We start from the raw sequence: 18708 nt of genomic DNA on the forward strand, positions 1-18708 counted from the left end.
TAAAACGTCAGTTCTGATAACAATACGTTATTTTACTATTGTCACTAGCGACAATTGTTGAATCAGCAGCTTTATTTATTGTGATTGATGAATCATCTTCCATAGAACCATTTATTGTACTGTTCGCCGTATTGCACATAGTGGCAATTGACTCCTCTTTCATGTTTAATTCAACAAGGTTAACGCCTGATGTTAAAGAAAATAAAGAATCAGTGGCGAGTGATAATTTTAAAACTCCAATGGGTTTATTGATCTCAATAGATGATGATTGAAAGGCATTAACGATAACTTTTTCAGCAACAATACCGACCTTCACATGCGAATTGTCTGTTGCAGTTATATCGAGATTCGTTGTTGAACCGTGAAGTTCGGCATAACTTTTATTCGATACATTAGCGGTGAATGTAGTTTCATCTAGGGCACAGCCATCAATATTTACCTTTGCGTGATTAGCGATATCAATTTTATTCAAAGGTTTAGAAACAATAACACGAGCCGTAATGTTAACCTTAGGGTTATCTTTATCTGTAGAATATAATTTAAGTGTCGCATCATTCACTTGTAACATCACCATTTCGAGTTCATCACCCGTAAACGATATTGATGGTAACTTTCCGCAATTTATATCTAACACTAAATTGTTAAGGCTCATATCTATTTCATTAAATTGCTTGAGATAGATATTCGTTGCACTTACTGAAGTAGAAAAAAGGCAACAAAGCCAAATAGCTCTCTTTAACAAGTTCATACCTACATCCTTTTATCTCCATTAACTTTAATTATAAGTAATAACTTTCTAATTCAGCGTATTAAGTTTACAACCCATACGTGACAGTGTAACACTTTTATGAATCACTAATTCGTAGGTTAATCTCTTAATTTATTTAAAATACCAACAAAAAAAAGGGGTTAATAACAGTCAGTATATCTTTGTTGATGATCCAGATCTTTCGACTAACTAACAGATTTATATAGTAATTAAATATCAGTCTTATATAATATCTCTTATAGCAGATCTAAAATAACTTATGTAATGCAGAACAAATTCCCTATCGATCCAAGAGCCGCGAGTTTAAGAACCACATCATTACGTCAGCAAACACAATTAGCAGAACGCATTAATCATATAAATTATGCTTCGACTAATCCTGCGTTATCTTATGTGTATTCATTATCAGCGACTGACACCACCGGCGGTCAAGCTAATGCGCGTTATTCACTTGAAAGGCTTGCACGCTATGCATTGGGAGATAGCTTCCAACTCATTGATTGGATTGAACTATTTAATAATCAAGAAAAGCTGATTGATGCAGTTAAGTCATTTCTGATTGCTCGCGCTAAACAAAAAGCTAAAATGAAAAATCATTACTTCAGTGCGAATGAGCCAATAAAGAACTTACAAGTAAAGCCATTACTTAACGCTTTATTGAATGTAGCTAAATTTCTTAGAGATAATCAAAACTTACCTGCCGCTCGTGTTGTTGAATTTAAAGATCGTGTCGCAGTTTTTGATCTTGGAAGTTTTAAAAACTCAACGATAGAAAGTGGTTGGCTTCAACCGATTTTACCTCAGCACTATGCGTTTGAATTATCAAAACAATCAAAAGTGATGTTAGAGGCCTTTAGTTGTTTTTGTATTCGAAGTTGTATTGAGCGTTTTGATTGGACTGGTATTTTATATGCCCCTATTCTTCAATCAACGATGCAATCGTTTTTAAGTGATCGAATAGATAACCAAATCAGCGATCAAAAAAAAGCCTATGCGCCAGCAACTGCTGATAATTTACTTCGCATGTTACGCGGTGTAGCTCAACATGCCTGGCTCGCTGAGTTGATCTCAGTTGAAAATTTAGAACGTATAAAAGCAATTAAATTACCGAGGGGATCTCGTCAATCCAGTGGCAGATACCTTAGCTATAATGAATTAGATCATATTTCAGCTATTACGCTTAATCAAAAGAATGAAACTAAGGCATTGAGAGATAATGCTATTTTTTGGTTAATGTATGAGGCAGGTTTACGGCGAGCAGAAGTGGTCAATATAAATACCTTTGATATTGATATGGATCGGTGCCAGCTACGTGTTGTTGGTAAAGGTAATAAGGAGCGCTATGTTCCTTTCTCTCGAAATAGTGATTTATATAACGCGATGGAAAAATGGCTAGCCATTCGTTTGCAAGATTTTAACCCGAATTTACCTGCATTATTTTGCACTATTAATCGTTACCAAACATTGACTTATATGCGTTTAACAACACAAACACTTAATGATTTGTGTAAAAAACTCAATATGTTAGGTTTTTCTCGTATTGTTTCACCCCATGATTTTCGACATTCAGTGGCAACTAATCTTTTGCGTTCAGGTTACGACTTATTATTAGTCAGTAAATTTATGGGACATAGTAGTATTACGACAACCCAACGCTACGATAGACGTACTGATGATGATTTAAAAGGTGTAGTTCCGAGTCGGTAATGTAATTGATAACCTTATGTATTTTATAAAATAACTGCTTACCTCACATTTATTGTAAAACTTAATACTAGTAATTAACACTTATGAAATATAATACGCCATAGAAAGGAGTATTTATCATGAAAATGTGTGTCATTAGCTCATTAATTTCGATTTTTTTACTTATCTCTTTCCCTTCTGAGGCTCAAAGTGTGAAACAGTATAAGAATCAATACAGTGTTATACCTTGTGAAGGCTTAAAAACGAAACTAGAAAGCTTAGAAAAGCGTTCTAAAATGATCTTAAACGTTGCATCAGAGAAAGCTAAAAAAGAATTTAAATATAAAAATAAAGCACTACGTTTATTGATGAAACAAAAAAACTGCCAATAAATAACAAACAAGTGACGTTTGGCTTTTATTCATCTAATTGATTGGATGTATTATTTAAGAAAGTGTCACCATTAGGTATATGTTCAAGGCAACAACAAGAGCAATGATAACAATACCTGCATAACTAACGTATTTATTGTTTTTAAACTCACCCATTAGTTTTTCATTATTAGTGAAAATGAGTAACGGTATAATAGCTAATGCAATACCAAAACTAAGAACGACTTGACTCATCACTAAAATTTCAGTGGTATTAATAGCAAGCCCGATAACGATAAATGATGGGATCATTGTAACAAGACGGCGTAATAACAAAGGGATCTTAAATTTTACGAAACCTTGCATTACGACATCTCCAGCCATCGTGCCAACAACAGTCGATGATAAGCCTGATGCGATAAGAGAAATAGCAAACAATGTAGATGCCGCTTGTCCAACAAGTGGCGTTAATGTTTTGTACGCCGTTTCAATCCCAGCAATATCTTGATTACCTGAATAATGGAAAACGGCTGCTGCCATTGCCACAATTGCAATATTCACAAAACCTGCAATAACCATTGCAATGAGTACATCTAAACGTGTTGATTTTAATCTTTTTGCTTTTGTTTCACCGTAAGTATTTTTAAATAGCGCCGAGTGTAAATAAATAACATGCGGCATTACTGTTGCACCTAAAATACCTGCAGCTAAATAAATTTGATGTGAACTATTTAACGTTGGAATAGCAAGACCTTTTATCATCTCGCTTGCAGCAGGATGAGCAAAGAAAAGTTCAATAACATATACAACAGCTACGACTAATAATAATGTTGCAATGACAACTTCTAATGGTTTCTGGCTTTTATTACTTAATAATAAAATAGCCATTGTTACTATGGCTGTTATTATTGCTCCTTCCATTAAACTAATACCAAACAATAATTGGAAACCAACAGCAGCACCAATAAATTCAGCTAAATCCGTCGCCATAGCTATAATTTCGGCCTGAATCCAATATGGAGCTATCGCCCATTTGGGTAGATGTTCTCGTAAATGTTCCGCGAGATTTTTCCCCGTCACTATACCTAACTTTGCAGATAGGTATTGAATCAACATAGCCATTAGGTTTGCCCAAAGAACAACCCATAATAACTGATAGCCAAAAGAAGAGCCCGCTTCTATGTTTGTAGCAAAATTACCGGGATCAATATAACCAATAGCCGCAATGAATGCTGGACCTAGAAGTAGTAGTTTTTTCTTTAGTTTTAAACTGAAGATAGCCATTTCGGGCTTAACAGAAATTGTGGTAGAGACCATAGCTAACTCCTTAAACAATAACTTCATCATACATCGATACAAATGAGAATCAATATCATTTAGGTGCTATTAGTGGTTGGTAAGATTTCATAAAATTTATAGTTTTTATTATTAAAACGTGAGATCTTATTTCTATAGTGACTAGTGGATGCTTTGTAGGTATTTTTTATTGAATTTATAATGTGGAGTAGTATTAATTTTTTATTAACTGATTAATAAAATGGGTGAATAGAATAAATCTTTATGATAGTGTGAGCCTCGTTGCTTATTGATAGTTGGCTTATAAACTTTAAATATAAATATCATAAAGGGATCTGAAATGGATATAAACAAAGAAGAACAATTTCCACATGGCGGGGATATCGTTCATTTATACCTAAAAGAAATATCAGAAAAGCCACTTTTAACGAAAGAAGAAGAAATTTTATATAGCCGAAAAAGCTTGTGCGGTGATGCTAATAGTAAAAATGTATTGATTGAGAGTAATTTACGATTAGTCGTAAGTATCGCAAAAAAATACCGAGGCAGTAACATACATATCAGTGATTTAATTGATGAAGGTAATATCGGATTAATGACAGCTGTTGAAAAATTTGATCCAGAAAAAGGGTTTAGATTTTCAACATACGCTACATGGTGGATAAAACAAACAATAGAACGTGCAATACATAATCAAGGAAGAACGATACGTTTACCTGTTCATGTATCAAAAGAAATTAACACCATTGTTCGGACGCATAAACAATTAGTAAAGAAAAACAATCAGGAACCAAGTACAGAGTTAGTTGCTGAAGTTTTAAATAAAACCCTTGATGATGTATCGACAACCCTTTCTTATGACACTCCTATTGTATCGTACGATCAATCATTCTCAAATGAAGCAAGTAATCAGTCAATAGCGGTATTAATTGCAGATGAAAACAGTGCAAAACCTGATGAACATGTTGATGATTTAGCAATCCAAAAAATAACATCCAACGTACTCAATTGTTTAAATAACCGAGATAAAGAAATCATATGTAGAAGATTTGGTTTACAAGGTTATGAAGCACAGACTTTGCAAGAAGTTGCAGAAGAAGTGGGACTGACAAGAGAACGTATTCGCCAATTACAAGTTACCTCATTAGCAAAACTTAAAAGCTCACTTAGCCGTGATAACTATGATATCTCTGTTTTGTTTGCTAACAGTTAATATTTGTTTGAGAGTATTAAGCACGTAGGTTTACGTGCTTTTTTTTATTAATATGAGCTATAAATAAAGCATATATATTTTTCTTAAGGTTTTTTATGCGCTTAAAAGCTCTGATTATTGTGAGTTCTGCCTTCTTCTTTACTGGCTGTAGTAGTTACGGTATCACTGAAAGTGAGATGCAAAACTACATAAACAAAGAAACGAATGTTGAACGCTCTGTTGGTATTCAAGGTATCGCCTACGCAACAGGTAAGTTTGAAAAAGTAAAAGTAGGCATTGGCCGTGTCGCGGACAATCGTGTTAGTGTTGATACTACAGCTAGCGCTCAACTAGAGCTTGCTGGCCAACCACCTCAAGATATTGTTGTTAAAGCAAATTTCAGTGCCATCCCCTATTATAATCAAGATGAAGGGGCGATATATTTACGTGGTTTAAATATTGAATCATTGGCAATAAAACCGGAGAAGTTTAATAACATACTGACTAAACCGGTTATCACTCCATTTGTTTCACTTATTGGACAGGTGCTATCAACCAAACCTGTCTATAAGCTAGATGAAAACGAAATGAAACAAGCGTTGCTTAAATCTACTAAGCCTGAATTAATTATCAAAAATCATCAATTAGTTCTCGATTGGTAAGTTGTTTTCATTATAGATTATAAAGTTATAGTGCATTAGGGTTAATATTTATACCACATCCAAGCCTATAAGCTGTTTCGATTATTCTATAAAAGAAGGGTCTGCATAAAGCAGACCCTTCTTTTTAACTAATTGATGTTATTAAGTTAAGATCAAATATTGGGTTGTGAAAAGCATCAAAGCTAACACCCATACCGGCCATTTGAAATATTTAAACGCAATAAATCCAACCACAACTGCTACAACATCAAATCCGGTTTTAACGCCACTGGTAATAATTGGACTAACAAAAGCACTGGCTAATAGTCCAACAACACAAGCATTGACTAAAGTGATTGATTGTTTTAATCGTTGATGCTCAAACAACGCTTTCCATGCTGGAATAAAAGCAAATAGTAATAAACTGCCAGGTAAAAACACAGCAATGGTTGCTATCAAGCTACCTAACACTGGGTGTATACCGTCTATCGAAGCACCTAAATAACTAGCCATAGTGAACATTGGACCAGGTACAAGCTGTGCAGATGCGTAAGCATTAATAAAGGTAGACTCTCCTACTAACCCTTCCATCATTGGTTGTAGGAGTGGTAATACAACATGCCCACCGCCAAAAACAAAACTCCCTGCTTGGTAGAAGATATTAAATAAATTAATACCGCTATTGTAAGGTGCTAATAAGGGTAACCCCACTAACAACACGCCAAATGTAACTAAAATACCAAGGTGTGGTTTTATGCTAGTCGTTAGTTTATTTGTTGGTGTAATCTGCGTTTTAAATGACAATGCGTAGCCAACAGCTGCCGCGACACAGATAGGCAACACTTGACCAAGTAGACCGGAACTAAAATAGACCCAAATAGCTGTCACCACTGCCACGGTAATTGTTAGGGCTGTCGTTAAGTTCTTTTTAGCCATTCCCCATAGCGCATCAGCAACGACGATAACGGCAAGTAGTTTTGCCGCGATGATTAAACTATCAACAACAGAGTTAGACGTTACACTGCTACTAACAATGGCAAGTCCTGTTAATAATGCAAAAGAAGGTAAAGTAAAACCCATAAAGGCAGCAACGGCGCCTAAATATCCCGCTTTCTTATAACCAATATACATACCAAGTTGGCTACTGGCAGGGCCCGGTAAAAATTGACATAACGCTACAGCATGAGTGAAATCATCATCAGAAATCCATTTTTTTTCTTGTACAAAAGAACGTTGAAAGAAACCAATATGTGCTGCTGGGCCGCCAAAGCTATATAGACCCAATAATAAAAAGGTGGTAAAAACGGTAAACATGCATTCCTCCATTAGCAATAGCGCTATCATAACGTTTCCGTTCTAATTATTTAAATCGTTTAAAATGATGTAAGTTATTATTTATATTCATACATATAGATTGATGTTTATGAGGCAAAAAATCATAATGCATAGATAGTGTTAATCGATTATTTTGTTACGCCATATCATCGTGACAGCGTAACTTGGAATACCAAATGCTTGATAATTTGCAACAGATGGTAATACTGGCTGCTATTGGTCATGAACAAAATTTCACGAAAGCTGCTGATCGTTTGGGAATATCAAAGTCTCAGGTAAGTAAGCAAATAAAATGTTTAGAAGAAAGGTTAGGCTGTCAGCTTGTTCAACGCAGTACACGTACCGTTGTATTAACTGAAATTGGCGTGCAATACGCAGACTATGGCCAACAATTAATTGATACTGTTAATGAAGCGGAAGCCATGGTGGCGGGATATCGAAATGAAATTACAGGTCTATTACGAATTGGCATCGCTCAATCTTTCGGTAATATTCATATCACTTCCGCATTAGCTGAGTTTCAAAAGCAAAATCCTGAACTAGAGCTTGAAATTAGTTTATTTGATCACCGCCCAAACCTTTTAGAAGAAGGCTTTGATTGCTGGATTGCTATTCATGAACATCCACCTGAAGGAATGGTAGCCCGAAAGCTCGCTAAATGTGAATTCGTCGTTGTCGCTTCTCCTGATTACATAGCACAACATGGTGAGCCCATTATCCCTGGTGATTTACGTCAACACAATTGTATTACTTACCAAAGCCGCGAGCGTAAATATGTAAACTGGGAATTTGGACGAGATGGATTAAAGCAATCCATTCGAGTTAATGGTAATTATCGTATTGATAATGCACCTGCAGTGCTTGATGCTGCAGTCAGTGGTTTAGGTATTGCTTATCTCTCAACCTATCTGCTAACGGACGAGATTAAAACAAATAAGTTAATCACTTTACTTAATGATTGGAAAACGACAGTAGAATTACCTATTTATGCTGTTTACCCTAGACGTAAATATCTTGCACCCAAAGTACGTTGTTTTATTGATTATATGGCTGAGCGGATGTCTCTACCACCCTATAAAAATATCAATCCAATCATAGATAATCACAAATAAGACGAATAACCTTAATTTTAGGCTATAACAATGTTCATTGTACTAAACTGATAATCATACAAGTACAATGAGCATGTTATGCCGTCATTTTTTTCTAACTTCATCACTAATAGATTATTTAACTATTCAGTAACTATAATTACAATTTTAGTGGCTGTCGCATTCATCACAATTCCAGCTTATGCGATACATAATTTTAGCGACGCTAGTCCTATAAATCAGAGCACAACACAAATTAAAGCTTATATACCAAAGCAAGCATTATTAGTTGAAATCCAAGATCAGTACAATGTTGTCTATTTTAGTGATAACAGCAACAAATTAACCGTTGATACTAAAAGAGTATTGAATAACTTTGGTTACGCTCTTAAAAATTATCATCAAACTTATATTGTTATTATTCAACATATAACGACGGATTTAGGTTACGAGCGGCTATTTAATATAGCGTCTTATATTGCACTTCAATTCGATATTGAAGAAGAAAGGATTCAACTGTTATTGGTATCTGAGGAAGAGTCTAATCTATATCAACATATCGATGATAATTGGAAAAATGGCGCTGAAATAATCATACCTAAAGCAATTATTGTTACTTATGATCCATACTTCGGTGTGTACTAAAAAACGATGCCGTTCCTTATTAATCGAAAAAATCGACATCGTTTTATAGCTATTACATCGAGTGTTGTTGCTGTTTTTTGAGTGCAGGCAACGCATACATCTGCTTTAAGATATCATTAACACTGTCACTATGATTTTCAAGTTTTTGGGCAAACTTGTTTCTTTCTTCGTCTGTCACTATGTCTGAATCAATGTTCGCAGCAATGAAATTGGCTGGGAATAAATGGTAATTTTCAGTAATTTGACGATCAATTTCTACAGCTAATTCTTCAGGCGTCTCTGGTGCATTGTTGATGACGTCACCAAAGCTAATATGGATACGACGCTTTTGCCCTACAATACCTTGTACTATGCTTTCGATGTCTTCAAACTCACCTTTTTCATAGCTACCGGTTGATGCTTTTTGATAAAGTTCTTCAGCTTTAGCCACATCACAAGGATCGTTTTCATAAGAAATCGCGACAGGGACAATGTTTAAGTTACTCATAAACTCAGAAAAAGGAATTTTCTGCTTACGTCCTTCCATAAAGAACATTTTTAAAATAGCAGGATCTGTCTTATCGTTACCGTCTTTGGCACGCCCTTCTTTTTGAGCAATCCAAATATTGTTTCCTGTTTCTAAAGAGTGAGAGATATAACTTGAAAGCAGTCCAAGTGATTTCATCAATTCACGTGGCCCTTTTGCGGATCGTTTTACAATAAAGCTTTTATTCAAACGCATTAATTCTGTTGCACAAGGCTTCTTCAGTAAGTTATCACCAATGGCAATACGTACTGTGTTGAAGTTCTCTTTAAATAAACACCAGTTAACCATTGCAGGATCCATCGCGATATCACGATGATTAGAAACGAATAAGTAAGCCTTATTTGGGTCTAATTTATCTAGGCCTGTGCACGTTACACCGTCACATGAATGTTCAATAGTTCCTTGCATATATTTGGCAACTTGATTTTGAATATCTTTGACCGATTTAATGCCTGACCATTTCTTCACAAGGAAACGTTTAATAAGGGGAATAAGCAACCAACCAAACATGCCCGACGCATGTGGGAAGCGGTACTTTAAAATAGCGTTGATAAAATCTTTATCATCAATGAGTCGTTGAATCGCACCACTGACTTCATCATCATTATACGGGCGAATTTCTTTATAAATATCGTTATCTATATGCACAGTAATGCTTCATGTTGAAAAAACTGAGTTATTTTACTAATAAATAATGATTAACCAAACAACCTCTGTCAATAACCGTGATGGTTGGAGGTCATACCTCATATAATTGTCTACTTTTTCATCGTAGCTGCTATTTTTTGCACCAATTTGATCATGTTAAGAAATGATATCTACAGTATTTAGTTAATACATAACCCTCTTTGTTGACGCTAATAGAAAAAAACACGAAGATGTGCATGCTTATGTGTAAGAGAGTCAGTATGAAACAAGCTATTGAGTTTTCAAATAACGAACACCCTTTTCTTTTTGTTGGTTCACGCAAAAAGAGCCAATCTTCTTACTTTATTGTTGTAACGAATGGTTGTGTGTTAATCCGATTAGGTAAACAAGAGCACATGATCACTAAGGGTCATGGTTTCTGGATCCCATTTGATTGTTTACATGCCATCACAGTGCTACCTGGTGCAACATTTTACCAAGTGGCCTTTTCGGTTCGTATGACACAGCCACTATGCACTGATGCAGGCTTTTTTGTTGTGTCATCGCTCGTAAGAGCTGTGCTTGATGAATTGGCAAAATCTCCCGTTCAAGATCATAAATGGGATGGCGCAGAAGGTCGTTTATTAAAAGTCATTGCAGATAAAGTTGAAAAACTTTCTGTGTCGACTCAATCACTTTGTCCAGCGATCAATAAGCAGCATCATAATTCATTAGCATTAATGCTAAAAGGCAATAAAATAACTGAAAAAACAGCCATATCAAGCCTTGAATCTGTAATGAATATGACAGTAAAAGAGTGTGAAGCCTGCATTCTAATGCGAGAAGTACTTAAGCTAAGTCGTTCAGGACGAAAGCTCCCACAAATTGCGGCTCAATTGAATACGACAGAACAAATGGTAGACGCACTTTCATTGCCAATTTTAGGTGAAAGCTTACGCTAAATGAAATACGCCCTTAACATGGGCGTTTTTTAATTCAGAGGGATATGAACTTGCATTGATACGCCATCTTCAACATGGCTATTATTATGCCAACGATAATCAAACCTCACGCGTGGTTTTTGACCACTAATATCACCAAAGCCTAAACTCATTTGCAGTCCATGGTTTAATATCCAATCTTCAGCCCCTGCTGCACTTGTGAATGCTTCATCATCATCGTTAGTCGGCATCCAAAAACCTAAACCATAAAACGTCGATGAATTGTGATCCATTAAAACAGGTGAGTCTGCAAATTTATCATCCCAGTGTAGCCAGAATTTATCACCATAACTATTAGAATCAATTTTCCATGGTATAGCGTTATCGTGGCGTGAAAACATTAGCGAATGGTTTATATTATTGTTGCGATCAATGCTATAAATAGGTGCTGAGCAGTCTTTGGTATTATTTAGATAATCGATACTAAAAGGCTGAGAAACAGTATCTAAACAATAATAATTTTTGCATTTGAAAGCGTAAGTTGACGAAGAAAACATAAATAATAAGCAACAAAAAACACCAAATGAGATTTGTTTAAACACTTCGCCATATCCCCTAAAGTTAAAAATGATAACGCTCGTCTGTCATTAATAACTGGCTAACACTTGCCGTTGTTAAATCACTGATATTTTGATTTTTAGCTAATGCTTTTCGAATTAGCGTACTTCTAATCGGCACCGTTTCAGGACATGCAAGCACTTGCCATTGACTAAGTATTTCATTTGACTTGAAAAATCCCCCAAAATTCAAAAAATTATCAGGGCCAATAACAAATGTAATTTGATGGTTTGGGTAACGCTTTTGTAATTCAACAAGTACCGCATATGTTGTTATCGCCTCATCACCTACTGCGATATCTTGCTCTAACGTGGACAGCACGAGATTATCTTGGGAAATGTCATCGATAAAAGCAGAAACTAACTCACAACGTAATGAATAATCCAACATATTCTTACCCCAAGCATGATTGTAACTTGGAAGTAAAAGCACTTCGTCATAATGCGTTAATCGTTCTAAAACCGAACGATGCCCTAAACTAGGCGGATTAAAAGCGCTACCGAATATAGCAAGTGTTTGTTTCATCCATCAAACCTTTTGTTCTATCAATTTACTTATATTCACACTAGAGATTTCTAATGATGTAACTATTATTTAAGCATTTAATAGGAAAATGCCCCTTAATTTTAGTAATATCTATCTTTAGCATTGATCATAATAACGAGTTATCGCATGATTTTGCCAAAGGTGTAATGGTTTATCTCTCATTTATCCATTATATCGCTTCAAATGATTAATATTTGGGCTAACTCTCTTAAGGATTCATATACCATGGAACAGCTTATCCGCACTGAAATGCGCGTGCTACCAGTCATTGACGTTGATTTTGAAATCCAACGCCGAGTTGAATTTATTCAAAAAAAACTTAAACAATCGGGCTGTAAATCACTTGTACTAGGCATTAGTGGTGGCGTGGATTCAACAACATGTGGTCGCCTTGCTCAACTTGCTGTTGATGGTTTAAACCAAGTGTCTAACAGCAACGAGTACCAGTTTATTGCCGTTCGTCTCCCCTATGGTGAACAACAAGATGAAGACGAAGCACAACTCGCATTAAGCTTCATCCAGCCTAGTCACTCTGTCAGCGTTAATATTAAAAATGGTGTTGATGGCACTCATGCAAGCACCCTTTTAGCATTAGAAAACACTGGGCTTATTCCTAGCGATAACGCAAAAGTTGATTTCGTGAAAGGCAATGTAAAAGCTCGCACACGTATGATTGCTCAATACGAGATTGCAGGGCTTGTCGGCGGTTTAGTTATTGGTACCGATCATTCAGCTGAAAACATTACCGGTTTTTATACAAAGTTTGGTGATGGTGCTTGTGATTTGGCACCTCTATTTGGTTTAAATAAACGTCAAGTTCGTGCTCTAGCAGCAAAACTTGGTGCGCCAGAACAATTAGTTTATAAAGTACCTACAGCTGACCTAGAAGAATTAGCGCCACAAAAAGCTGACGAGGATGCTTTACAAGTTTCTTACGATCAGATTGATGACTTCTTAGAAGGCAAACCCGTTACCGATTTTGTCCGCGATCGCTTAATCTCTATTTATAAAGCAACCCAACATAAGCGCCAACCTATTCCGACGATTTACGATGAGGAATAATGACTGACAGCTATATGTCGTCATAAACAACTTATAAAAAAGCCCGTGTATTTATCAAATACACGGGCTTTTTTATTAACTAACCACAAAATTTCATGCACTAAGCACAGTTAACACAATCTTTTGAATGAATAAGCGCGTCTAATTGTTGCCATAAAGGATCACAGAGACCAGCACGATAAACAGCATGCTTAAAAGCGTCATGCTCAGCTTGATACATTAAGAAATGGCGGCGTGAATTATTACTGCTTGATTGAACGTTAGCTAAGCGATCGCAGGTTTTAACAATTAATGCTAAGCGTGCTGCATCTTCAGCTGGATCAAGTGATAGTAACCGTTGATTTATCTCTAATTTTCGTTTCGCTCGATCTTCTAACTTCACATCAGTGACATAATTCACTGCGTCAGCAATGGTAAAACCAAATAAGTCTGCCAACTCGTCAAAGCTGGTATCAGTATCTTCAATCACATCATGTAGTTGAGCTACAATCATTGCATCAATACCATATGGTCGTGCAAATTCAGCAACTGTATCTAAATGTACGTAGTAAGGATAATCTCCGTATTTTTGCTCGCCATGTCGACTTTTAGCAAAAGCTTGAGCCTGTAAATATCGGTCATTCATATAATTACCCTAATAAAATTATGTTTTTATTATTTGTATAATAAAAGCATACAATTGAACAAGCTTTTATTTGAAATAAAAGTATCCAATTATAAAAAAAGAGCCGTTAAGCTCTTCTTTTTATTACTCTTCTTCATCACTGAAGGTTTCACCAGCCGCTTCACGACGCTTTATATCCGCTTCTCGGATCTGGTGAGCAACAATCATTATCGCTTCACCACTACTAATACCTTGCGCCATCAGCTCATGGATACGCTCAGCAGCTTCTTGTTGTTGTTCATGATTGAGCGTTGGAGTGTGATTGTACATAACTATCTTCTTGTTGATGAACGAAGCATTATTTTAGAGTGAATAGCCGATAATGTCACTGATTATCAAGCTTATCAATACAGACTCTCACTTTAGTCACTTACCCTGGATGACCGTCAACACGGGGCTTTGTGAGTACTGGAAAATAGACGATGGTGAAAATCCCAAAAGCAACAGCCCACAAACTTGCAGAAATCACATAGCCATCAAGTAACAAAGCAGGCGCGACAGTAGTCAGTAATACTCGTGCTAGTAATGACAAAAATAACGCAATAAACGCAACCTGCATAAAACGCCCAACTTGCAATTTACGACCAGTGTGTCCTAAAGATACACGCGAGATCATTGCTAGTATCATTCCCCCTAGTCCGCCGATGGTAATAATATGAATAGCAATAGACTCACTGATCGCTGTTGTGTAAAAGCTGCAACCAAGCAAAAATAAACCAATAATTAAAGACAAGTAAGCAAGATGCAAAGACCACAACAGTGGAATACGGAGTGTTGAGATTGTGCGCCAGCGATAAAGACGAACAAAGTTAGTTGTAGCCGCAACGATCGACAACGGAGCAATAACCCCATTTATTGTTGCGTTATTTATAAAGAATGTCGCCAGCAGCAACAACCAAGCAGGTATAAGTGCAAGATATTCAATCGTTTTAATTCGTTTAATAACTTCAGTATTTGTTCCGCGTGAAGTAAAAAATGGGATAACCCGACCACCAACAACTAAGGTAATCACAGTAACGACAAGCACGACAGGTAAAGCAATATCAGCAATAGATTGATGACTCTTGCCTAATGCAATGAAATGAAATTGAATATTGGTAAAAGCAAACAGTAGTAAAACGGGTACAAAGAAAAGATTACGCCACTGTTTAACTCTTATGATTGGTATTGCAAGATAGTAGATAGCCACGACAATCCATAATGTATCAATAAACAGCCAAAGACTGCTAACTGAGCCCATCATTAAACCGATACGAGCAATCAACCAAAGGCTGAAAACCAGAAGTAGTTTAGTGCCTTTAATACTTGTTTGCCCTGTCCAGTTTTGTACAGCCGTCAATAAAAAACCAATAATGACTGCGCCTGAAAATCCAAATAGCATTTCATGGCTATGCCACCAAATAGGATTTGAATACATAAAACTAGATAATTGAAACTCACCTGACCAGAACAATGCCCACATTATCATTGCGATAACTGAAAAAGCACTTGCTCCAAGAAAAAACGGTCGAAAGCCTAATCGTAAAATTGCAGGTATTTTATCTTCTTTTGCTTTGTCGATAATTTGCATAATTTTCACCACTTTAAACATGCATTAATTATACATGTTTAAGAGTATAAAAAAAACCACTCGTATAAAGTGGTTTTAAACTTAATGAGTATCATCAGAGTAATCAATGGGTCGAGTGATACTTTGAATGTCTAAAATAGATATCTCACCTTGCCATCGACTTTTAATTAAGCCAACATCAAGCCAATATCGCCCTTCAGGGATATTAAGTTTGGGTAACTTAGTCGGCAGATAAATGTCCGTTTGTTCGCTCCATAATGGTCGCCAATCTGTATCATTTAAGTCATACAGTTTTATCGACAAACTCGGTGCAGGACATGATGAATTCAATTTAGCCACATGATCAATACGCCATGAATTGCTGTCTTTCCAACCTAAGTTCTGTTTGGCTGGCGGCTCATTAAGCACAATCCATTTATTCCAAGCGGGTTCACCATCAGCGATAATCGTCAACTTATATAATCCTGCTTCTACTTTATGATCGAGCTTTTTCGCATCAACCGTAAAGTAACCACCATCATCAACCACAGGTTTGGCATCAATTAAATTATCATTAGGCCACTTAGAAAAACTGATCTTCGTAATGTTAACTCGTGTTGAACCAACAATCGATAACTTAAGTAACTGCTGATTAATGTTTTGAACCACAGAACGCTCAATCGATAACTTGGATAACCAAGAAGGTAAAACTGTATTATCAAGGCTATGGCCACAGTCCTCTGTAATCGCAAGATCAAGCAAACCATTAAGATTCGCTTTCTGATCTGTTGTCGGAGATTGCTGCCAAGCCTCTATAATCGATTCAAATGATTTATCAGTTTGACCTTCAAGTAAATGTCGATGGGCAGCCGCATAAGAGCTTTGATCTACAAACCAAGCTGCGTTGGCGTTAGGTATTAAGAACAAAGCGTTAATAATACCTAACTGACACAAGAAAAAGGTTATTCTTCTCATTTAATAACCAGTACTTATGGCTTCATACGGTAGCCGACACCACGTAATGTTTCGATATCAATACCTGGTAATTTTTGACGTAATTGCAGAATATGAGTATCAACCGTACGTGTAGTTGGGTAGTGGTTATAACCCCAAACTTGATCAAGTAATTCGTCACGTGTAAATACACGACCTGCATTTTTTGATAAGAATACAAGAAGTTCAAATTCAGTACGCGTTAACGTAATATTTTCATTATCAAAAATGACTTCACGGCTTTCTTGATTGATAATGATATCGCCGACTTTAATGATATTAGCTGCTGCAGTATCTTCATCGTCACCACGAAGATGTACGCGTACTCGTGCAAGTAATTCTTCTTCAGCAAAAGGCTTCGTTAGATAGTCTTTTGCACCAGAATCTAAACCAACAACTTTATCGTTAATCGATACCATTGCAGTTAATAAAATAACAGGAACGTGCTTCTTTTTAAGCCATGAGCCTAAATAATTTAATGAGTCACCTTCAGGCAATTGACGATCTAGAACAACAAGATCGGCCTCTTTCCATAAAGCGTCTACCTTACTAGCGCAATCTGCATATAAACAGTTATAACCAGCTTGCTTTAAGCAATCGAGTAAACCATCAGCAAGGTTGCGGTCATCTTCAACCAGTAGCAGAGTTTGATTCACACGGTATCTCCAATATAAAGGTGGTTGGTGGGCCTATTAATTTCAATTTCCCCCCCATTCTATTAATCATTGATTCTACAATCGTCAAACCTAAACCTAAACCTTGTTCACTAACAAAAGGTTTACGCAGTTTAGACCAATCTTTGGCAGTTAATGGGCCTTGGTCTTGAACCACAATTTTAAGTTTTCCATCATAGTATGAAGTTGTTAATGTAATTGGTGCTACGCCATATTTATGAGCATTAGAAAATAAGTTATCTAAACATGTACCAAGCCAATAAATATTTACGTGAACACTTCTATCTTCAGCAAGATGTAAAGTTACATCATACTCTTCAGCAAGATAGCCTAACCATTCATTGACGGATTCAACTTCTTGCGTACTTAATTGTTGTTGGTTAGCTTGTAAGTAATCTTTACTTGCTTCAGCTAACTGTCGTAATCGTCTTGAATCATCAGTCAAACGCCTAAACTCATCATACAGACCTTCTGGTAATTCATCAAAGTGGCGTCTAAATCCTTCAACAGTCATCGCTAAACTTGCTATAGGCGTTCTTAATTCATGCGTCAAAATTTGTAGAACTAACATGCGTTCTTGCATATCTCGGCGACGAATACGGAAACGATAAACTCCCCAACTTACCAGTAATAATGCATTACTTACCAACAAACATACCAGTAAGTAATACGTTAAGTGCGACTTATTCTCTTCACGCCAACATATATTTCCATTCTGAGCTAAACAAAAATCATGACGATTTAAGCGTTTTAAATGCAAACCATGACGGGCTAAGACCTTTAACCATGTTGACTGGTTATAAAGGTTATAGACATTACCATTTCGTACCCATAGTTCACCGTTCGCAATGAAGAAACGAGCACCAGAGATTAATACTTTAATTTCATCGCTATTCATTCGTTGTAAACGACCAAGTAAGGTTGTCGATGACGCTAATGGGTGTTCTTTAATATGCAAAAACTTACTGAGTTCTGACACCTTTCCTGGGTGTTCAGCTAAATAACGATATGCATAACTACCACCGCCGGGATGAATATATCCTGAACGAACAAACCACCCTTTTGGTAACGTTGTCTTATTACAAATAGCTCGAGTAAAAACTACAGGCTGTGTTACCAATGGTGAATAAGGCCACGGGCCCTTACATGTTAACGAGTTTTGATATAGCTGCCTCAGTGCTGAAAGAGGATACTTTTTAGTTTGAGGTAATAAGCTAGAAGGCAACAGTAAAGGTGCTGGATAGGTACTTTGTAGTTTACGAAAGTCGTATGTAGATACAGGTTCACTTTCCAATAAATCTGTTCGAACAGCCGCCAATCTTTCAGGTAATGAAACACCTTCAGCATGGCTAGCAGTAGTAAATAAGAGTGAGAATAAAAGTACATACGTTTTCATTCATATACTTTAACATTGTTTCTCACTAAATTGTCAAAGTTATGTCATGTAAAAAAATGCAAACATTAAACATCGGTCAATTTATG

20 protein-coding genes are annotated in these 18708 nt (G+C 36.3%); 8 read left to right on the forward strand and 12 right to left on the reverse strand.

All coding sequences use genetic code 11. The features are described from left to right. Window positions 1-7: 7 nt before the first annotated feature. The gene (locus C9J46_RS15945; RefSeq protein ID WP_107291195.1) at window positions 8-748 is read right to left on the reverse strand and encodes a GIN domain-containing protein; all 741 of its coding nucleotides are present in this window, start codon (window positions 746-748) and stop codon (window positions 8-10) included. A gap of 285 nt (window positions 749-1033) precedes the next feature. Between C9J46_RS15945 and C9J46_RS15950 the strand changes: the two genes are divergently transcribed. Together C9J46_RS15950 and C9J46_RS15955 are read left to right on the forward strand one after the other, a co-directional pair. Beyond that, entirely contained in the window at window positions 1034-2476 is a 1443-nt protein-coding gene (locus C9J46_RS15950) for a tyrosine-type recombinase/integrase (RefSeq protein WP_107260966.1), read from the forward strand. A 119-nt stretch (window positions 2477-2595) separates the two neighbouring features. Then, on the forward strand, window positions 2596-2847 hold the full coding sequence (locus C9J46_RS15955; RefSeq protein ID WP_107207151.1) for a hypothetical protein: 252 nt from the start codon (window positions 2596-2598) through the stop codon (window positions 2845-2847). Window positions 2848-2901: 54 nt separating this feature from the next. Here C9J46_RS15955 and C9J46_RS15960 read toward each other — a convergent pair whose 3' ends face one another. Next, window positions 2902-4143 carry an Nramp family divalent metal transporter gene (locus C9J46_RS15960; protein WP_304589087.1) on the reverse strand — a complete coding sequence of 414 codons (1242 nt, stop codon included), beginning with the start codon at window positions 4141-4143 and terminating at the stop codon, window positions 2902-2904. Window positions 4144-4462: 319 nt separating this feature from the next. Here C9J46_RS15960 and rpoS point away from each other — a divergent pair, with 319 nt between their 5' ends. Both rpoS and C9J46_RS15970 read left to right on the forward strand, forming a co-directional pair. Beyond that, a complete protein-coding gene (gene rpoS / locus C9J46_RS15965) occupies window positions 4463-5335 on the forward strand; it encodes an RNA polymerase sigma factor RpoS (RefSeq protein WP_107207152.1) in 873 nt (290 codons plus the stop codon). Between the two features lie 95 nt (window positions 5336-5430). After that, on the forward strand, window positions 5431-5976 hold the full coding sequence (locus tag C9J46_RS15970) for a DUF1439 domain-containing protein (protein ID WP_107291196.1): 546 nt from the start codon (window positions 5431-5433) through the stop codon (window positions 5974-5976). Between the two features lie 141 nt (window positions 5977-6117). On the opposite strand, the gene chrA is transcribed toward C9J46_RS15970, so the two are convergent. Beyond that, window positions 6118-7269 carry a chromate efflux transporter gene (chrA, locus tag C9J46_RS15975; RefSeq protein WP_107291197.1) on the reverse strand — a complete coding sequence of 384 codons (1152 nt, stop codon included), beginning with the start codon at window positions 7267-7269 and terminating at the stop codon, window positions 6118-6120. A gap of 197 nt (window positions 7270-7466) precedes the next feature. On the opposite strand from chrA, the gene C9J46_RS15980 reads away from it, so the two are divergent. Then, window positions 7467-8402 carry a LysR family transcriptional regulator gene (locus C9J46_RS15980; RefSeq protein WP_107207155.1) on the forward strand — a complete coding sequence of 312 codons (936 nt, stop codon included), beginning with the start codon at window positions 7467-7469 and terminating at the stop codon, window positions 8400-8402. Window positions 8403-8480: 78 nt separating this feature from the next. Continuing rightward, on the forward strand, window positions 8481-9026 hold the full coding sequence (locus tag C9J46_RS15985) for a hypothetical protein (RefSeq protein ID WP_107291198.1): 546 nt from the start codon (window positions 8481-8483) through the stop codon (window positions 9024-9026). A 52-nt stretch (window positions 9027-9078) separates the two neighbouring features. On the opposite strand, the gene C9J46_RS15990 is transcribed toward C9J46_RS15985, so the two are convergent. Further along, window positions 9079-10200 carry a 1-acyl-sn-glycerol-3-phosphate acyltransferase gene (locus tag C9J46_RS15990; RefSeq protein ID WP_107291199.1) on the reverse strand — a complete coding sequence of 374 codons (1122 nt, stop codon included), beginning with the start codon at window positions 10198-10200 and terminating at the stop codon, window positions 9079-9081. A gap of 260 nt (window positions 10201-10460) precedes the next feature. Here C9J46_RS15990 and C9J46_RS15995 point away from each other — a divergent pair, with 260 nt between their 5' ends. Next, window positions 10461-11141: an AraC family ligand binding domain-containing protein gene (locus C9J46_RS15995; RefSeq protein ID WP_107207158.1), complete on the forward strand. Its 681-nt coding sequence runs from the start codon at window positions 10461-10463 to the stop codon at window positions 11139-11141. 29 nt (window positions 11142-11170) lie between these two features. Here the strand turns inward: C9J46_RS15995 and C9J46_RS21830 are convergent, their stop codons facing one another. Further along, window positions 11171-11521, reverse strand: coding sequence for a hypothetical protein (locus tag C9J46_RS21830; protein WP_233217789.1), 351 nt, complete (start codon window positions 11519-11521; stop codon window positions 11171-11173). Window positions 11522-11741: 220 nt separating this feature from the next. Further along, window positions 11742-12263 carry a nicotinate-nicotinamide nucleotide adenylyltransferase gene (locus tag C9J46_RS16005; protein WP_107291201.1) on the reverse strand — a complete coding sequence of 174 codons (522 nt, stop codon included), beginning with the start codon at window positions 12261-12263 and terminating at the stop codon, window positions 11742-11744. A 246-nt stretch (window positions 12264-12509) separates the two neighbouring features. Here C9J46_RS16005 and nadE point away from each other — a divergent pair, with 246 nt between their 5' ends. Continuing rightward, window positions 12510-13346 carry an ammonia-dependent NAD(+) synthetase gene (gene nadE, locus C9J46_RS16010; RefSeq protein WP_107291202.1) on the forward strand — a complete coding sequence of 279 codons (837 nt, stop codon included), beginning with the start codon at window positions 12510-12512 and terminating at the stop codon, window positions 13344-13346. Between the two features lie 100 nt (window positions 13347-13446). Here the strand turns inward: nadE and C9J46_RS16015 are convergent, their stop codons facing one another. The 6 genes from C9J46_RS16015 to vxrA all read right to left on the reverse strand — a co-directional run bounded on the left by C9J46_RS16015 (window position 13447) and on the right by vxrA (window position 18622). After that, complete coding sequence (locus tag C9J46_RS16015; protein ID WP_107207162.1) at window positions 13447-13971, reverse strand: HD domain-containing protein; 525 nt, start codon at window positions 13969-13971, stop codon at window positions 13447-13449. 123 nt (window positions 13972-14094) lie between these two features. Beyond that, the gene (locus tag C9J46_RS16020) at window positions 14095-14280 is read right to left on the reverse strand and encodes a YoaH family protein (protein WP_005365166.1); all 186 of its coding nucleotides are present in this window, start codon (window positions 14278-14280) and stop codon (window positions 14095-14097) included. Window positions 14281-14380: 100 nt separating this feature from the next. Then, window positions 14381-15580: an NnrS family protein gene (locus C9J46_RS16025; protein WP_107291203.1), complete on the reverse strand. Its 1200-nt coding sequence runs from the start codon at window positions 15578-15580 to the stop codon at window positions 14381-14383. Window positions 15581-15661: 81 nt separating this feature from the next. Then, window positions 15662-16534 (reverse strand): DUF2861 family protein, encoded by an 873-nt coding sequence (locus C9J46_RS16030; RefSeq protein WP_233217638.1) that lies wholly within the window; start codon window positions 16532-16534, stop codon window positions 15662-15664. Window positions 16535-16548: 14 nt separating this feature from the next. Then, window positions 16549-17208 carry a response regulator transcription factor gene (locus tag C9J46_RS16035; protein ID WP_005365159.1) on the reverse strand — a complete coding sequence of 220 codons (660 nt, stop codon included), beginning with the start codon at window positions 17206-17208 and terminating at the stop codon, window positions 16549-16551. Next, window positions 17183-18622: a sensor histidine kinase VxrA gene (gene vxrA / locus C9J46_RS16040; protein WP_107207165.1), complete on the reverse strand. Its 1440-nt coding sequence runs from the start codon at window positions 18620-18622 to the stop codon at window positions 17183-17185. The genes C9J46_RS16035 and vxrA overlap by 26 nt, the downstream gene beginning before the upstream one ends. Between the last annotated feature and the right edge of the window lie 86 nt (window positions 18623-18708).

Origin of the sequence: Photobacterium sp. GB-36 (assembly GCF_003026135.1) — a bacterium.
Lineage (GTDB): Bacteria > Pseudomonadota > Gammaproteobacteria > Enterobacterales > Vibrionaceae > Photobacterium.

Bases quoted from the DNA above. Each gene is read 5' to 3' on its own strand.
- C9J46_RS15945 (WP_107291195.1), bottom strand. From the start codon at position 748: ATGAACTTGTTAAAGAGAGCTATTTGGCTTTGTTGCCTTTTTTCTACT.
- C9J46_RS15950 (WP_107260966.1), top strand. From the start codon at position 1,034: ATGCAGAACAAATTCCCTATCGATCCAAGAGCCGCGAGTTTAAGAACC.
- C9J46_RS15955 (WP_107207151.1), top strand. From the start codon at position 2,596: ATGAAAATGTGTGTCATTAGCTCATTAATTTCGATTTTTTTACTTATC.
- C9J46_RS15960 (WP_304589087.1), bottom strand. From the start codon at position 4,143: ATGGTCTCTACCACAATTTCTGTTAAGCCCGAAATGGCTATCTTCAGT.
- rpoS (WP_107207152.1), top strand. From the start codon at position 4,463: ATGGATATAAACAAAGAAGAACAATTTCCACATGGCGGGGATATCGTT.
- C9J46_RS15970 (WP_107291196.1), top strand. From the start codon at position 5,431: ATGCGCTTAAAAGCTCTGATTATTGTGAGTTCTGCCTTCTTCTTTACT.
- chrA (WP_107291197.1), bottom strand. From the start codon at position 7,269: ATGTTTACCGTTTTTACCACCTTTTTATTATTGGGTCTATATAGCTTT.
- C9J46_RS15980 (WP_107207155.1), top strand. From the start codon at position 7,467: ATGCTTGATAATTTGCAACAGATGGTAATACTGGCTGCTATTGGTCAT.
- C9J46_RS15985 (WP_107291198.1), top strand. From the start codon at position 8,481: ATGCCGTCATTTTTTTCTAACTTCATCACTAATAGATTATTTAACTAT.
- C9J46_RS15995 (WP_107207158.1), top strand. From the start codon at position 10,461: ATGAAACAAGCTATTGAGTTTTCAAATAACGAACACCCTTTTCTTTTT.
- C9J46_RS21830 (WP_233217789.1), bottom strand. From the start codon at position 11,521: ATGTTTTCACGCCACGATAACGCTATACCATGGAAAATTGATTCTAAT.
- C9J46_RS16005 (WP_107291201.1), bottom strand. From the start codon at position 12,263: ATGAAACAAACACTTGCTATATTCGGTAGCGCTTTTAATCCGCCTAGT.
- nadE (WP_107291202.1), top strand. From the start codon at position 12,510: ATGGAACAGCTTATCCGCACTGAAATGCGCGTGCTACCAGTCATTGAC.
- C9J46_RS16015 (WP_107207162.1), bottom strand. From the start codon at position 13,971: ATGAATGACCGATATTTACAGGCTCAAGCTTTTGCTAAAAGTCGACAT.
- C9J46_RS16020 (WP_005365166.1), bottom strand. From the start codon at position 14,280: ATGTACAATCACACTCCAACGCTCAATCATGAACAACAACAAGAAGCT.
- C9J46_RS16025 (WP_107291203.1), bottom strand. From the start codon at position 15,580: ATGCAAATTATCGACAAAGCAAAAGAAGATAAAATACCTGCAATTTTA.
- C9J46_RS16030 (WP_233217638.1), bottom strand. From the start codon at position 16,534: ATGAGAAGAATAACCTTTTTCTTGTGTCAGTTAGGTATTATTAACGCT.
- vxrA (WP_107207165.1), bottom strand. From the start codon at position 18,622: ATGAAAACGTATGTACTTTTATTCTCACTCTTATTTACTACTGCTAGC.